Below are 15,750 nucleotides of genomic sequence, written 5' to 3'. Positions count from 1 at the left end.
GACTTTCGGTGTGTTTTGGCGACGCTCAGTAATATTCTTCAAGCACCATTTCGCGCGTGCCCTTGGCCAGCAGCGACAGGACATATCGCGTTCCAGCGGGCCGCTTGCCAAGATTGCGATGGTTCCGGGCACCGGGCGTGGCGACAGCTTCATTGTTGATCGCGACGATGCTGTCGCCGGGGCAAAGCCCCGCCTTTGCCGCGGGGCTGCCGGCCGCTACGTGGAGCACGTCGAGCCGCTCGCCCGCGTGAACTACGCTCAGCCCGGATCGGTCGCGCAGGAATGGCCGATCGAGCCCGTCTGCGGGCGTCAGGTGCATGCGCGAGCGTCCGAAATCGAAGATGCCATGAAAGCGCATCAAAAGCGGGAGGCCCATTACAATGGGCGCTGCAAAAGCCCAGGCGGGTGGCACCGAAAAGGGAATGTCGTGGAGCACGGAATCGCCCAGTTGCAGCCGTGGCAGGCGACCCAGTTCACTGATCGCAACCCCCTCGACGCCAACGCTCGCACTCGATCCGCGCCGGAGGCCCCTGAACAGATCATGTCGAGCGGCAAAACCGGGACTGACATAGAGCGGCGCCAGACAGCCCAGGTCGATTATCGCGCGGGCGCGCAAGCCGTGCATCAGTTCAATGGTGGTGCAGAAATGTCCGTCGGACATCTGCACCACCGGCAGCCAGTGCGTTATGTTTTCGCTGCCATAGTCCAGAAACCTGAGCGCGGCGCGACTGGGATCGATATCGATCGCGCGCTGCAGGAAAAGGTCATGCCCCAACACAAGATCGATCTGCGTCGCTGCCGCGCGCGCAATCGGGGCCAGATCCATCACCAGCGCCGGCGCCGTGAACAGGAATTCCGCGCCGGCGCTGATATCCAGCGGACCGGCGGTGCTACCCGCGATCGCTCCCGTAAGCCCGGTGACGCGCTGTTGCTGCGCCAGCCGCAACTCCCGCCGCGCGGCAAAAGCCGAGTCGATCACGGTACATGTCGCACCGCTGTCCAATATCGCCCGCGCTTCCACCCCGCCAACCTGAACCGGAAGCGAAAGGAAGGTGTCGCCCCCGTTCCCGCAGGAAATCCATTCGGCGGCGGCGGTTCGGCCAGCGGGAACGGGAAGCGCTGCGTTCATACGGCGTTTGCCAGGCGTTCCAGCCGTCCGTTTGCGCCCTGCAGTTCCACGGCGATTCCCGATTCACGCCGTCGCCTGATCCATTCACCGAGCATTTCGGCGCAGGTGTGATCAATGTGCCTCAGGCGCTCGACGTTGAGCCGGAGCCTGCCCGCCACAGGCGCGTCATCCAGCGCCGCCGTGAGCTTCGGCAACGCGACGAAAGTAGCGGTCCCGTCGAGCACGATTTCATGAGTCTCTCCCTCTTGCCGCTGATCGGCGCGGAGCCCGAGCTTGCGGACATGCGGGACAAGTTCGATCAGGGAGAGCGCGAGCCCGACCAGAACGCCGGTCAGCAGATCGGTGGTCACTACCATCAGGAAGGTGCCAGCCCAGATCAACGCGGGCAGCGGCCCGTAGCGGTCAAACAGATGCTTCACATGATCGAGGCTGACGAGTTTGGCTCCCGTCACGACGAGCACACCCGCTAGCGCCGCCATGGGTATCTCCCGCAGCAGCCAGGGCAAGAGCGCCACGAAACCGAGAATCCAGACGCCGTGAAGTACCGCAGACAGCCTTGTCAGGGCGCCGGCCTGCACATTGGCGGAGCTCCGCACGATAACGCCCGTCATGGGGAGTGCGCCCGCAACGCCGCACAGCAGATTGCCCACGCCCTGCGCGCGCAATTCCTTGTTATAGTTGGTGCGCACACCGTCATGCATCCGGTCTACCGCCGCCGCCGACAGCAGCGTTTCCGCGCTTGCGATGAAGGCGATGGCGATCGCGGTCGTGATCACCGAGGGTTGGGCGAGTTGGGCCAGGAAGCCGGCATCGGGCAGGGCAACCGCGCCCATGATCGACTGCGGGACATCGACACGGACAAGAGCAAGGTCGAATCCGAATGCGACCAGCGTAGCGATCACGACGCCGATCAATGCACCTGGCACGAGGCGCAGGCCACGCGGGCGCCAGCGTTCCCAGCCCAGCATCGCAAGGATCGTCAGGATACCGATCGCGAACGCTGCCGATGCCCCGCTTCCCGCCTGAGGGGACAGCCCGAGGATGCGGCCGGGCATCGCCATGAGATTATCAATGCCACCAGGCAAAGGCTTCGCGTCGAAAAGCACATGGAACTGGCCAAGAACGATCAACACGCCGATGCCCGCGAGCATTCCGTGGACGACGGCGGGCGAGATGGCGCGGAACCAGCCACCCAACCTGAACACCCCCGCCAACAGCTGGATGAGTCCGGCGAGAACGAGGATCGGACCAAGCGCCGACAGACCCTGATCGCGGACGATCTCGAACACGATGACGGCAAGGCCCGCCGCCGGGCCGCTCACCTGAAGCGGCGAGCCCGCGAGCGCACCCACCACAATGCCGCCGATGATCCCCGTGATCAGCCCTTTTTCGGGCGGCACGCCCGAGGCGATCGCGATCCCCATGCACAGCGGCATGGCAACGAGGAAGACGACGATCGAAGCTGTGAAGTCGCGCGAAGCGCTCTTGCCGAGCCCTGGCATGGCGATGCTCATTCCGCAGCCTCTGCGAAATCGGCGGCACGTCTCGCGGCCTGCGGCAGCGCCACGGGCAGCGGTTCGCCCTCGCGCAGCGGCACGAAGCGGCCGGTCTCTCCATCAAGGCCCAGAATCGAGCCGGCATGGAGATCAACGAACCAGCCGTGAAGCGCGATCTCGCCCCGCGCAATGCCGGCCGCGACCGACGGATGCGTACGCAGATGCGCAAGCTGGATGACGACATTTTCAAGCGAGACCGCGCGAATACGCTGGCCATCGTCCATCGCGGGGTAGCTCTCGGTCACGACCTTGTGCGCGGCGTGCGAATGGCGAAGCCAGGCGACAACATTGGGCATGGCGCTGAGATCCTGGTCGACCGCCAGTGCCTTCATCGCGCCGCAGTCCGAATGACCGCAGACAATGATGTCACGCACGCCAAGCGCCGCGACCGCATATTCGACGGTCGAGGATACACCGCCATTTTGCGTGGCGAAGGGCGGCACGATATTGCCCGCATTGCGGCAGACGAACAGGTCACCAGGCTCTGCCTGCATGATGTGTTCGGGCACGACGCGCGAATCCGCGCAGGAGATCATCAATGCCTTCGGGCTCTGCCCGTCTCTGGCCAGACGCGCATAAAGCGTACTCTGATTGGGGAAAACCTGCTTCTCGAAAGAAAAGATACGACCGATGAGTTCGTTCACGGGGGGACTCCTTGACTGGCGCCGCGAGACGACGCCGGATCAAGCTAGACCGCGAACTTTGCTGCGGTGCGGCACCCGTGTAAGGAAGTGTTTCGCGCTGTAAGGAAGTGTTGCTGCCGGCTCAGCGCAGCCGAACATCTATCTCGGCTCTCAATCCACCGGTCGGACGATTGGAGAGCCGAAGCACACCGCCCTCGCGACGCGCCACACGGTGCGCGATCGGGATTCCCAACCCCAGACCGTGCGTGTCGCGACTCCGGGCGAGATCAAGCCGGACAAAGGGTTCCAGAACATGGTCGAGTTCGTCCTCGGGAATCCCCGGGCCATTGTCCTCCACACACAACACTGCCCGACCGTTTTCCACGCGCAGCGACACCTGTGCGCCATCCGCATATTTGATTGAATTCTCGACGAGATTGGACAAGGCGCGCTTCAGGGCAAGCGGGCGGACAATTGTCTCGAGATGGTCGGGGCCCGAATAGACTGCCGGGTCGCCCATGTCCGTTGCGTCGTCGACGATCGTGGCAGCCAGTACCGCGATGTCGGTCTGCACCGGCTTTTCGGGGTCACTATCGCCCCCGTAATATGCGAGCAGCGACGCCACCATCGCCTCCATCTCGCCGACGTCCTTCTCGATTGCACGGCGCACCGAAGCGTCGCTGATCGCTTCGGTGCGCAATTGCAGCCGGGCGAGCGGCGTACGCAGATCGTGGCCAACCGAAGCGAGCGCCTCGGTGCGATCGCTGATGAGCTGGTGAATGCGCGCCTGCATCTCATTGAAGGCGCGCACGACCCGCCGGATCTCCGATACCCCAACCTCGGGAATCTCCACGCGATCCCCTTCGCCGATACGTCCCGCCGCGCTCGCCAGCATGCGCATTGGTGACAGGACCCGCCGCATCAGCAATCCACCGATCAGGATCAGCGCCACCGCCGGTATCAGTGCAAGAAGGAAGCGGTTGATCCTGAATTTCGACGGATTGACCAGCTGGGTTGCCTTGAACTCGAGCGAGCTGGCATCGTCGAGCGACAGCTGACCGGTCACGATACCGTTGCGCCCCGGCGATTTCAGATGCAGCCGCAGACTCGTTCGCGCCAGTGTGGGTTCCCAGCCGATGATCTGTCCCCGCATCTCTTCGAGATCAGCCGCCAGCGGGACCGAAGGCATGGGCGCGGGGTGCCATTTCACGATGAAGGCCTCGCTCGACAGGCGTCCTGCAAGCTCGGCGCGGTCATCGCGCGGATGGGAATTCATAAGCCGGCTGGCCAGCGCCAGGTGCTCGGCGACGCGGTGCGCCTCTTCCTCGCGAACGCGCAATTGCCCCACCCGCTCGTACAGCAACGTGCTGACCGTGAACTCGATCACGATGGTCAGAAGCAGGATGATGAAGACTCTGCCAACCAACCCGAGCGACGGACGCATCGCGGTCACTGGCGGGTCACCTCCGCGCTGAACATATAGCCAATACCCCGTACCGTCACGATCGGCGCGCTGGAATCCTTGTGCGAGAGCTTGCGGCGTAGCCGGCTTACCAGCACGTCTACGCTGCGGTCCGATGCATCGCCAAGCCGCGTTCGCGAAAGCTCGATCAGCCGCTCGCGAGCTATCACGCGCTGCGGATTTTCAAGGAAGCTGGACAGCAGATCGAACTCGGCGCCCGTCAGCTCAACCACGGCGCCCGTCGGCGAGTGCAACTCACGGCGGGGGAAATTCACGGTCCAGCCCGCGAAGCGCGCCATGCCCTGGCCGCCCACCCCGTGCTGGCGATCGAGCCGCCCGCGACGCAGCACCGCGCGGACGCGCGCGATCAGCTCGCGCGTGCTGAATGGCTTGGCGAGATAATCGTCGGCGCCGAGTTCGAGCCCGACCACGCGGTCGGTCTCGCTGCCCTTGGCGCTGATGAAGATTATGGGAACGTCGCTGATCTGGCGGAGCTGGCGACACAGGTCCAGTCCATTGGTGCCGGGCAGCATGATGTCGAGCAGCACCAGGCCCACATTCCCCACGTCCAGTGCTGCCCACATCTCGGGCGCTGCCCCGGCAGGACGGACCTGATAGCCGTTCTGCTGCAACGTTCGGGCCGTTAGCGTACGTAGCGCGGGATCGTCTTCAACGAGCAGAATTACGGGAGCGGTCATTTGAAAAGGCGTGCAGGCTCGTCTGGAGTTATGGCGAAGGCCAAGCGTCTGCCCGCATAGATAGGTCGCATTTCGCGTCACAGCCAGCGTTTCGATGCCCACAGAAACATTTTGTTACAGGGCAGCCACGCTCCGGGAGAGGACATTTCCTCATAATATAAAGGTTGCGCCCCAGTCCCTTTGCGACACCGACACAGTGAACAAGCGGTCAGCATATAGGTGATGTCTGGCATCAGCCAAAATGATCAATCCATTTACGCTTCCGCAATTACGATCCGTTATTGATCGTTGACGGTGGGGACCAGTGGAAGCGCATGATGGCCAGAATTCGTTTCTTGCAGGGCAGCCAGAACGACCACAGCGCGCGCGCTGACCACAAGAACGGCATTCTGGGAAAATTGCCGCTGCGTTCCGGCAAGCCGATGGATTCCGCCGGGCTGCTCGACAACTCGGCCGAAGCCTTGCTGCTTCTCCGCAACTTCGAACAATCGTGCCAGGGGTGGTTCTGGTCGACTGATCACGCAGGGCGCCTGACCTATCTGACCGACAGCATCTGTCACATGCTCGGCCATGAACCGGAGCATCTGCTCGGATCCGCATTTACCGACCATTTCGAACAGGCAGATGACGGCTCGGGGGTAAGCCGGACGCTGCCATTCATTCTGACCAAACATACGAGCTTCGAGAAGCTCACGCTGAAATCTGCGACGCCACACGACGACCGCTGCTGGCTGGTGTCCGGCTATCCCCAGTTCGACAAGGCGGGCAAATTCTCCGGCTATCGCGGATCCGGCATCGACATCACGGAACAGCGACGAACGTCAGAACACGCATCGCAACTGGCGATGTACGATTCGCTCACCGGCCTGCCCAACCGGCTGTGCATGACAAGGGCGCTCGAGAGCAGCCTTCTGGCCCTCGAGCAGCAAAAGCGGCCATGCGCCGTCATCCTCATTGATCTCGACCGCTTCAAGCAGGTCAACGATACGCTCGGGCACCCGGCAGGCGATGCGCTGTTGAAGCAGGTCAGCGAACGACTGCTCAAGATCGTGGGAGACAAGCAGAAGGTCTTTCGCCTGGGCGGCGATGAGTTCCAGATCATATTGCCCGATTGCGAGGACCGCGGGGTGCTCGGGACGCTGGCGAACGACATCATCGCGAGCCTGTCGCAGCCTTATTCGATCGAAGGCAGCCGGTGCATCATCGGGGCGTCGATCGGTGTGGCGGTTGCGCCGATCGATGGCTGCACGAGCGAAGAGCTGATCCGCAATGTCGATCTGGCCCTTTATGCCGCAAAGGGCAGCGGGCGCAGCCGCTTCCGATTCTTTTCCAGCGATCTGCTGCAGGCCGCCGAAGACAAGCGCCTGCTGGAAGAAGACCTGCGCGACGCGCTGGCAAAAGGCGAAATCGGGCTTTTCTATCAGCCGATCGTCAACGCCAGCAGCAACCGTGTCACCGGGGTCGAAGCGCTCATCCGCTGGCATCACCCCGTGCGCGGGCCAATCTCGCCGGCATTGTTCATTCCGATCGCCGAAGAAGCGAACCTGATCGCACCACTCGGCGAATGGGTCTTACGAAAGGCGTGCGAAGACGCGGCGAAATGGCCCGGACGGCTCAGGGTCGCCGTAAACGTCTCGCCAATCCAGTTCACGAATGAATCGCTGCCCAGGATCGTCATGTCGGCGCTGGCCGCGTCGGGCCTGCCGGCCGAACGGCTCGAGCTCGAGCTGACCGAAGGCGTCTTCCTCAGCGAATCCGCCGAGACCGACACCATGTTTTCGGTCCTCAAGGATATCGGCGTGCGGCTGGCGCTCGACGATTTCGGGACGGGCTATTCCTCGCTCGGCTATCTGAAGACCGCACCGTTCGACAAGATCAAGATCGACCAGAGCTTCGTACGGGGTGCCACCATATCCGGATCGCGGAACGGGGCGATCATCGCGGCAATCGTCGCGCTCGCGGACGCGCTCGACATGGAGACCACCGCGGAGGGCATCGAGTCGCTCGACCAGCTGGAGCTGGTCCGCAATCTGCGCGTCAGCCATGTCCAGGGCTATGTTTATAGCGGAGCCATCAGCTCCGATGACCTCGTACAGCGTCTGGGGAGCGAGGATTGGACCATCCCTCCCTCGGGCCCGGCGACGCAGCGCAGCGATCGGCAATCGATGTACCGAAAAGCCGGCGCGATACTGGGGAACTATTATCATCCCGTGCTGATCCGCAATCTCTCGGAAACGGGCGCGCTGATCGAAGGGCTCCTCGATGTTCCGCCGGGCACGCCCACCGTCATGGATTTCGGCGATGGCCAGCTGGCGGTGGCCACGGTGCGTCGCGCCATCAGGCGGCAGCATGGTATCGAGTTCGGGTTGCCGTTGGTGAGCGACGGCAATGGCGGACTATGCACCAGCCATCGGGTGTCACCCTATGTGCTCGGCACCTTCGGCCTCTCTGCGTCCGGGCACCCGGGCACCACACAGTTGTGGGATGACGCGGATCCCTTCACATTTGAACAGTTCGCGGAAAAGCTTGGCCTGCCGCTCGCGGCGCACGCCCTGCCACCCTCGGCCGAAGCGGTGGTGCGCGGCCGGACCGGGAGCGATGAAGGTCAGGATCCTGCCTCGGCCCGACATCCGGAGGACGGCCCGAAGCCCGCCAATGAGGACCGGCGTGCGATTCCGACGATCGAGCAATTTTCGCGGCGCTACCTCCATCATCTTAAACGCCATCAGCGAACCCGCGAAATCCATGAGCTCCATCTGCGGAAGCACATCTTGCCGAAGTTCGGCCGCTTTCGCATGGACGAGGTTGCTCAATCGGATGTTGCGGCCTGGCTCGGGGCCACGATCAAGGATGCGGCTGACGAACCGGCCACTGTCAAACGGCTCCACGGCATTCTGCGGTACATGTTTGTCATGGCGAGCCGGTGGGGCGTGCCCGGTGCCGAGATCAACCCGATCCACAGGCTGCCGCTGGTCAAGCATGGCAGCGAGCGCGAGCATGTCCTGTCGCCGGACGAGGTGGAGCGGTTGCGAAAAGCCGCCCTTGCCAGCCACAATCCCCAGCTCCGATTCATCGTCGCGTTGCTTTTGCTGACGAGCCTCAGGATACACGAGCTGCTGAACGCGCACTGGGACGACATCGACTTCGAAAACTGTCTCTGGCGCATTCCGCCGTCAAAATCGCGTCAGGCCAATCACGTGCCCCTGTCGGCGGGCGCGATTGACGTCATCAAACAGTTGCCGCGCTGGGACGGGTGCCCCCATGTGATCGCCAATCCGCGGACCAGGAAGCCGTTTGGTTCGTTCTTCAAGAGCTGGGACGCTGCCCGATCGAAGGCCGGCCTGCCAAATGTCAGCATCCATGACCTTCGGCACACGAGCATCACCAGCTGGTGACGCGGCGGATGGGGTGTTCGCTCACCTGAGATGCGATGCGTAGCGATTGCCACGGAGATGATCGGGCAAGCCCGTGCCCGTCTTGCCAGTCTTCCCGGCGCGCAAATAGGCGGCTGATTCAATCTCGCGATGGCTGAGGGGCGAGAATGTCCGCCGCCCGGCGTCGATCCGGATGGGTCTGAGCCGCTCGCGGGGCAGTTCGGGCCGTTCGCCGATCACGAAAATCCGGGTATTGATGAACGGCCGCGAGCCTGTGCCCAGCGCGGTAATGTGGAAGCGCGCAAGCGGTACGAACAGGTTTGCGTCGCCGCTGCAGATGGGCCGGATGGCGGCGATCGGGGTTTGCAGCTCGCTTGTGACGGAGACGGCTTCTCCAGGGGCAAGCGAAGCAAGCCGATGCTGCGGCTCAACCATTTCGCCTTCGAACAGGAGTTGCTCGCCAGGCGTGAGCGAGCCATGGGCCGAGATAATGTCACACGCAATGGTGACGGGCCCGACGACCGTATCGCCGAGATTTTTCACCGACAATCGGTAGGCAAGCCTCGCGTTGACCAGTGCCATGGTCAGGCTCAGGGGCTCGAACACAAGCTCGATCTGGCCGGGCGCAACCGGTGGCGGAGACGTGCGGGCCCTGGGCGTCGGCACGCGTGCCGTTCGCGCGGGCAACCGCGCCTCCTCTGTTTGCCCGACATCTCCGCCGGCACCGGAGCGCCGCCTTCTAAGCCAGCCAAATCCGATGCCAGCCACGAGCAACCCGAGCAGCGCCCCGCCGAGCAGCCACATAATCCACGAAGGCGATCGCGCCGGAGCCGGGTCTACGCTCGGGGCGCGTCGCATTGGTACAGCGGAAGCGGCCGGAGGCGGCTCAGGGGGGACGGCTGCGGCTGGCTGGCGGGACGGTTCCGGCGCGGGCAACGCGCTCGGAGCGGCTTCCGCCGCTGGCGCACGCGCTGCCGGTTGAGACGGGGGGCTGGCATCCGCCGATCTGGCGGGCGACAGGGGAATGACAATCGGCGGGGGCGCGGCCTCGGTTGTGGCCGGAGGCGTGGCCGGGGCGGACTGCGGCAATGGCGCTGGAATATCCCTCGTCGACACGGGCAGTGTCGGGTCCACCGGCCCGGTAATGGGAGCGCTCTGCGCGTTGTCGCCGGGTGGAAGCCTGAAGTCGTTTACAGTTCCGGGCGTCTGCGCCTGGGCGGGCAGCGCGAGCATGAGCGCCGGCGGAACCACCGCCTTTGCAATCCGGATTAGAGGTGTTCCCTGAAGCTTCATCGATCTCCTTGAACAGTCCGCATGGCCTGAACAACAGGTGAACTCCGCTCTACAACCGACGAGATGGTAATAGCACGCGGTGGGGCGAGGCACGCCCCCATGACTCTGCATATTCGGTCAGGGGCAACCTCGGCGTCTGACGTTCCGCCCTCCCCTCCCCAGGCCTGAACACCACAGCAATTGACCTTCGGTGCTGGCAAACGGGATGCTATAGCGTCAAAAATGTTGCGCTTCTTCGATCCCCGCCAGCTTGACCATGCGCCCGAGCGCGAACTCCATAACGGCACATGGGCCAGCTATGCCGAATGTCCGGCGCGCGCGGCGAATATCGCCGACGCACTCGGCGATCTCTCTCCCGCGCGCGATTTCGGCATGGCACCGATTTCGCGGATCCATGACGCGGAATATCTTGCATTTCTGCGCTCGGCCCATGACGACTGGCGCGCCGCCGGACGCGACGGTGATGCGATCGGCTATACCTGGCCCATCGTTGCAAGACGACGCATTCCGCTGACCCGGATCGACGCGCGGTTGGGTCGCTACAGCTTCGACGCCGCCACGCCGATCGGCCCCGGCACCTGGGAGAGCGCCTATTGGTCGGCCCAGACCGCGCTGAGCGGCCTGCACGCCCTGCTTGGCGGCGCGCAGACTGCGTTCGCATTGTGCCGGCCGCCGGGGCACCATGCCGGTGCCGACTATCTGGGCGGCTATTGCTATCTCAACAATGCGGCGATCGCCGCACAGGCGGCGCAGGATGCGGGTGTCGGCCCCGTCGCGATCCTCGATATCGACTATCATCACGGCAATGGCACGCAGGACATATTCCATGCGCGCGGGGACGTTTTCTTCGCCTCGATCCACGCTGACCCGGCAACCGACTATCCCTTCTATTGGGGGCATGCCGACGAGACCGGCGAGGGCGAAGGTGCGGGTGCGACCCTCAATATCCCGCTGCCGCGCGGAACGCGGGTCGACGCCTATCTGACCGCGCTTGATGCCGCGATCTCGCGCATATCCGAATGGAGCGCGAAATTCCTGGTCGTGTCCTTCGGCGCCGACACATTCTCGGGTGATCCGATCTCGCACTTTGCGATCGAAGCTGCCGATTTCGCGCGGATCGGAGCGCGGATCGGCACCACTGGACTGCCCACCCTGATCGTCATGGAAGGCGGTTACGCCGTCGGCGATCTGGGCGACAATGTTGCGCGGTTCCTCTCCGGCATTTCGGGTTGACCGGCCAGGCGCGCGGCCTCGCCACTTGCGGACTTCAGCGGCGACCATCATGATCTGCTCTTCACGCCCGTCGCTTCGTCGACGGACGATTCATCGTCGCGATAGTTCAAAACAGACAAGGAAATCAGGGTGGCCGCAAAATTCGCCAGGAGCATTCGAACACTTGCCTCGATAACAGCATTGATCGCCGCCGCCCCACCCGTCCATGCACAGAATTACGAGGAGCGGGTGGCACGCGTTCTCAAGGCGACGCCGCTGATCGACGGGCATAATGACTGGCCGGAGGCGTTGCGCGAGCGCGAGGGCGAAGGGCTCTGGACGCTTGACCTGCGCAGCGGCCTTGCCGGAAAGCCCGTCCCCTACAACACCGATATCGAGCGGTTGCGGCGCGGCAGGGTGGGCGGTCAGTTCTGGTCGGTTTACGTGTCCGCTAACCTTCCCGGGCTCGAACAGGTCAAGCAGACGCTCGAGCAGATCGACGTCGTGCACGGCCTCGCAGCGCGCTACCCCGACGATTTCGCGCTTGCACGCACAGCGGATGACGTCCGGCGCATCCATGCAGCGGGCAAGATCGCATCACTGATCGGTGTCGAGGGCGGCGGCCAGATCGACGGCAGTCTTTCGGTGCTGCGCACCTATCACGATCTGGGGGCGGGCTATCTGACGCTCTCCCATTCGAGGACCATCGCATGGGCCGATTCAGCAACCGACAATCCGAAGCATGACGGGCTGACGGCTTTCGGTGAAACGGTCGTGCACGAGCTCAACCGGCTTGGGATGCTGGTCGACCTCAGCCATGTGAGCGAAGCGACGATGAAGGACGCGCTGCGCGTATCGCGCGCGCCCGTCATCTATTCGCATTCCAATGCGCGCGCGCTGAACGACCACCCGCGCAACGTGTCCGACGAGGTGCTCAAACTGGTGGCGGCCAATGGCGGCGTCGTCATGGTCAACTACGCCAATAGCTACGTGTCCGACGCCTATCGGCGCTGGTCAGCCGATGCCGCGGCCGAAAGGACGCGGCTGAACGCCCCTCCGTTCGGCGGGCTGTACATCGGGCAGCCCGACAAGGCGGAGGCCGCTTTCGCTGCGTGGGAACGCAAGCATCCCGCTCCCAAGGTCACGCTTTCGCAGGTCGCCGACCACATCGAACATATCGCGCGCGTTGCGGGCGTCGATCATGTCGGGCTGGGATCGGACTATGACGGCGTCAGCAACACTCTGCCACAGGGGTTGAGTGACGTGACGACCTATCCCGCCCTGCTTGCCGAACTTATGCGGCGGGGATGGAGCGATGCCGATGTAGCCAAACTCGCAGGCGAGAACGTGCTGCGCGTGATGGCGACCGCCGAGAAGGTGGCGGCGTCGATGGAGGGTGAGCCGCCGATCGGAACGCCAGCACCCGCTGCGACCAAGCAGTAGCGCATTTCGAAAAATAAGGCGGCGTGGCCCCCTGCCACGCCGCCCTCAGTTTGCAGCTTTCGGCGCCGGCGAGCCGGCGAACCGTTTGTTTAGAACTTCACGCGGGCGCCGGCCGAGAAGTAGGTACCCACGACGTCATAGTGCGGGTTACCTGCGGCCGAGATGGGCGGAGCGACGTCGAACACATTGTTGACGTTGCCGAACAACTCGAACTTGTCGTCGACGTTAAATCGTACGCCCAGATCGACATAGGTCCGCGATCCGATCTCGTTGTTGATCAGCGTGGTCAGCAAGTGGTTATAGAGACCGCCATCGACATAGCGCACGCGTGCGTCCACCGAGAGATCCTCACCCTGATAGCCTGCGCTGAGCGTCGCGCGCCACTTGGGCATGCCGTTTGCCGTGGAGTCGCCAACGTCACCGGCGCTGTCGACCCGCGTCAGGCCGGTGTCGAAGATGAACCGGTCGATGTAGGTCGCCAGCGCGCGGAAACGAAGCGTTCCCGGCATGTCAGCAACTTGAGACAGCGGAAGCGAATAGGACGCTTCGATATCGACACCGCGCGTCGCAAAGCTCGCGATATTCTGCGCGTTAGAGAACACGGTTTCGACCGTCTGGGTGGTCGGGTTACGGATCACCTGATCGCAGGCCGCCTGATTGCCCTTGTTGCAGGCAAGTGTCAGGTTGGAGGCCGAAAGCGTGGTGATCGCCCCGCTGATGTCGATGTCGTAATAGTCGACCGAGAGGTTGAAGCCGGGGAAGAACTTGGGCGAGAAGGTCGCGCCCACGGTCAGCGTCTTGCTCACCTCGGGCTCGAGATCCGGATTGCCGCCGCTATAGGTCGTGACCGTCTGCGGTGTGGGGTTGTAGCCTGGGACCGTGGTTCGTCCGGCCGAATCCTGATCCACGAGCGGGCCGACGTTGATGCGGCGGACCGCGAACAAATCGGCGACGCTGGGCGAACGGATGTCGCGCGAGTTGGTCGCACGCAGCAGGACGCTGTCAAACAGGCGCACCGTGCCGCCGACCTTCCACGACCAGATTCCGCCGCTATTGCTATAGTGCGAATAGCGTGCAGCGCCGTTCAGATCGGCTTTGACGTCCTCGATATCGACGAGCGGCACCGCGAGTTCGGCAAAACCTTCCTGGACGTCAAATCCGCCCGCAAGGTCGCTCGTGAAGACGGGAAGCGCGAAGATGCCCGCAACCGCATCGGCATTGCGCCGCGTGGATTGCTCCTCCCAGCGCGCCTCGGCGCCGACCGCGAGTGTCACCGGTCCCGCCCAGAGCGAGAAGATGTCACCCTGAACCTCTACGCCCGCGGAATCGAGCTTGTTCACCGTTATCGATTGCTGCGTGCCCGTGACATAGTCGACCGCTTCCGCCGAGGCGTTGAACAGCCCGAACGGGTTGAGCGGGCGGCATGCGGGGTCGTCATTGGTGGCGATTGCATCGGCGTTGACCGCGCAGACGATCTGCCCGCCGCTTGACACAGCGTTGAGCGCCTTGGTGAAGTTGGCCCCGATCCGCGAATTCTCCAGCTTCTGGTTGCTGTTTACTTCGCCGTGGCTGTAGTGCGCGCTGTACTTGAAACCGTTGCCGAACGTGCCATCGATGCCGATCGCGCCTTCGATGTTCTCGCGAACGGTGTCGAACTGCATGAACAGGATGTCGTTGAACACGCGGCCCATGGTGAAGCTCGTCTGACCGGCGGCCGCAAGCTGGTTGCGGATCGTCGTGGACAGATAGGGATTGGTCGCCTGGATCGTCAGCGGTGCGACGGTGAAGTCAGGCAGGAAGGGCGCGTCGGTGGTTGAGCGGCCATAGGTGAAATCCGCCCACACAGTCGCGCCGCCCACATCGTAGCTCGCACGAGCATAGGTGCTCAGCCGGTCAAAGGGCGTCGAAACAGCAATGTCGTCATAAAGGCCAATGCCGTCGACGCCGCCGATCATCTGTGCCGGGAACGCCGAGGTGCCAAGCGGCGTGCCATCGAGCCGCGTACCGCCCTGGAACGCACGCAGCGTGCCATCCTGGTTGAAGATCTGGCCGGCAAGCACGCCGTTGGTGATCAGGCCCTGGGCCGCGAGATTGCCGTAGTTCACGTCGCGCGTCAGGCGCGTCGACAGGTCGGTGGTGCTGGTCGGATTGGTGCGCACGATACCGGCGCTGCCCAGGTTGCGGCGCGAGTTGCGATCAGGGATGCCCTCATCCTTGATATAGTCTGCACCGATCATGAAATGGCCGTTGCCGTCCGCGAAATCCGTGCCGAAGCTCGCGTCGAAGCCGTATTGCATGCCGTCACCGCGCGACGAGATGCCGGTCCGTCCACCGACCGAGATGCCTTCGAGATCGTCCTTGAGGATGATGTTGACCACGCCCGCGACCGCGCCCGATCCCCAGGCCGCCGAAGCACCGCCGGTCACCACCTCGACGCGCTGGACGAGGTTGGTGGGAATGAAGTTCAGGTTGTTTTCACCGACGAACCGGCGGCCGTTCACCAGCGTCAGGGTGCGCGAAATGCCGAGGCCGCGCAGATCGACGGGTGCAGTGCCGGTCGACGTGTTGCCGTTCGACACCTGCGGGGTGACGGTCTGACGAAACTGCGGCTGATCGTTCAGCACCTGCTGGATGTTGGGCCTGTTGCCCTCGCGAAGCTCGACCTCGCCGACCACCGTCGTGGGTGTCGGCTGGTCGAAACCGGCCTTGGCGATGCGCGATCCGGTCACGATGATTTCACTCGCGGGATCAGCAGCCTCAGCATCTTCCGCAGCCGCCGCTTGCGCAAAAGCGCTCGTGGTCGAGAGCAAGAGCACCGCCACTGCAGCTGCGCGACAGCTCCGTCCGACGTTGTGATTCAATCTGCCGCTAACACGCATCGAGTCGTCCCCCTTGACTATTTTTTTGCTCGCGATTCCACCAACCGATCGCAATTCTGAGACTTCAATCTGTCACATGAT

Annotated in this window: 10 protein-coding genes; 3 read left to right on the top strand and 7 right to left on the bottom strand. The window is 63.5% G+C overall.

Annotation, left to right across the window (positions count from 1 at the left end; translation table 11 throughout):
• Positions 1-25: 25 nt before the first annotated feature.
• From MKI88_RS06210 to MKI88_RS06190, 5 genes are all read right to left on the bottom strand, one after another.
• Positions 26-1,129 carry an aspartyl protease family protein gene (locus tag MKI88_RS06210; protein WP_241630091.1) on the bottom strand — a complete coding sequence of 368 codons (1,104 nt, stop codon included), beginning with the start codon at positions 1,127-1,129 and terminating at the stop codon, positions 26-28.
• On the bottom strand, positions 1,126-2,643 hold the full coding sequence (locus MKI88_RS06205) for a SulP family inorganic anion transporter (RefSeq protein ID WP_241630090.1): 1,518 nt from the start codon (positions 2,641-2,643) through the stop codon (positions 1,126-1,128). The genes MKI88_RS06210 and MKI88_RS06205 overlap by 4 nt, the downstream gene beginning before the upstream one ends.
• Complete coding sequence (locus MKI88_RS06200; protein ID WP_241630089.1) at positions 2,640-3,329, bottom strand: carbonic anhydrase; 690 nt, start codon at positions 3,327-3,329, stop codon at positions 2,640-2,642. The genes MKI88_RS06205 and MKI88_RS06200 overlap by 4 nt, the downstream gene beginning before the upstream one ends.
• A 121-nt stretch (positions 3,330-3,450) precedes the next feature.
• Complete coding sequence (locus MKI88_RS06195; protein ID WP_241630167.1) at positions 3,451-4,752, bottom strand: ATP-binding protein; 1,302 nt, start codon at positions 4,750-4,752, stop codon at positions 3,451-3,453.
• Between the two features lie 5 nt (positions 4,753-4,757).
• On the bottom strand, positions 4,758-5,468 hold the full coding sequence (locus MKI88_RS06190; protein ID WP_241630088.1) for a response regulator: 711 nt from the start codon (positions 5,466-5,468) through the stop codon (positions 4,758-4,760).
• Between the two features lie 314 nt (positions 5,469-5,782).
• Here MKI88_RS06190 and MKI88_RS06185 point away from each other — a divergent pair, with 314 nt between their 5' ends.
• Entirely contained in the window at positions 5,783-8,863 is a 3,081-nt protein-coding gene (locus tag MKI88_RS06185) for an EAL domain-containing protein (RefSeq protein ID WP_241630087.1), read from the top strand.
• Between the two features lie 21 nt (positions 8,864-8,884).
• Here MKI88_RS06185 and MKI88_RS06180 read toward each other — a convergent pair whose 3' ends face one another.
• A complete protein-coding gene (locus tag MKI88_RS06180) occupies positions 8,885-9,646 on the bottom strand; it encodes a hypothetical protein (protein ID WP_241630086.1) in 762 nt (253 codons plus the stop codon).
• A 711-nt stretch (positions 9,647-10,357) separates the two neighbouring features.
• Between MKI88_RS06180 and MKI88_RS06175 the strand changes: the two genes are divergently transcribed.
• Complete coding sequence (locus tag MKI88_RS06175; protein WP_241630085.1) at positions 10,358-11,368, top strand: histone deacetylase family protein; 1,011 nt, start codon at positions 10,358-10,360, stop codon at positions 11,366-11,368.
• Between the two features lie 129 nt (positions 11,369-11,497).
• Entirely contained in the window at positions 11,498-12,790 is a 1,293-nt protein-coding gene (locus MKI88_RS06170; protein WP_407073309.1) for a dipeptidase, read from the top strand.
• Positions 12,791-12,879: 89 nt separating this feature from the next.
• Here MKI88_RS06170 and MKI88_RS06165 read toward each other — a convergent pair whose 3' ends face one another.
• A complete protein-coding gene (locus MKI88_RS06165; RefSeq protein WP_241630084.1) occupies positions 12,880-15,519 on the bottom strand; it encodes a TonB-dependent receptor domain-containing protein in 2,640 nt (879 codons plus the stop codon).
• Positions 15,520-15,750 lie beyond the last annotated feature (231 nt).

It is taken from the genome of Sphingomonas sp. LaA6.9 (assembly GCF_022601895.1).
Lineage (GTDB): Bacteria > Pseudomonadota > Alphaproteobacteria > Sphingomonadales > Sphingomonadaceae > Sphingobium_A.
This window is presented reverse-complemented; position numbering and strand designations above follow the sequence as displayed.

Bases quoted from the DNA above. Each gene is read 5' to 3' on its own strand.
- MKI88_RS06210 (WP_241630091.1), bottom strand. From the start codon at position 1,129: ATGAACGCAGCGCTTCCCGTTCCCGCTGGCCGAACCGCCGCCGCCGAA.
- MKI88_RS06205 (WP_241630090.1), bottom strand. From the start codon at position 2,643: ATGAGCATCGCCATGCCAGGGCTCGGCAAGAGCGCTTCGCGCGACTTC.
- MKI88_RS06195 (WP_241630167.1), bottom strand. From the start codon at position 4,752: ATGCGTCCGTCGCTCGGGTTGGTTGGCAGAGTCTTCATCATCCTGCTT.
- MKI88_RS06190 (WP_241630088.1), bottom strand. From the start codon at position 5,468: ATGACCGCTCCCGTAATTCTGCTCGTTGAAGACGATCCCGCGCTACGT.
- MKI88_RS06185 (WP_241630087.1), top strand. From the start codon at position 5,783: ATGATGGCCAGAATTCGTTTCTTGCAGGGCAGCCAGAACGACCACAGC.
- MKI88_RS06180 (WP_241630086.1), bottom strand. From the start codon at position 9,646: ATGTGGCTGCTCGGCGGGGCGCTGCTCGGGTTGCTCGTGGCTGGCATC.
- MKI88_RS06175 (WP_241630085.1), top strand. From the start codon at position 10,358: ATGTTGCGCTTCTTCGATCCCCGCCAGCTTGACCATGCGCCCGAGCGC.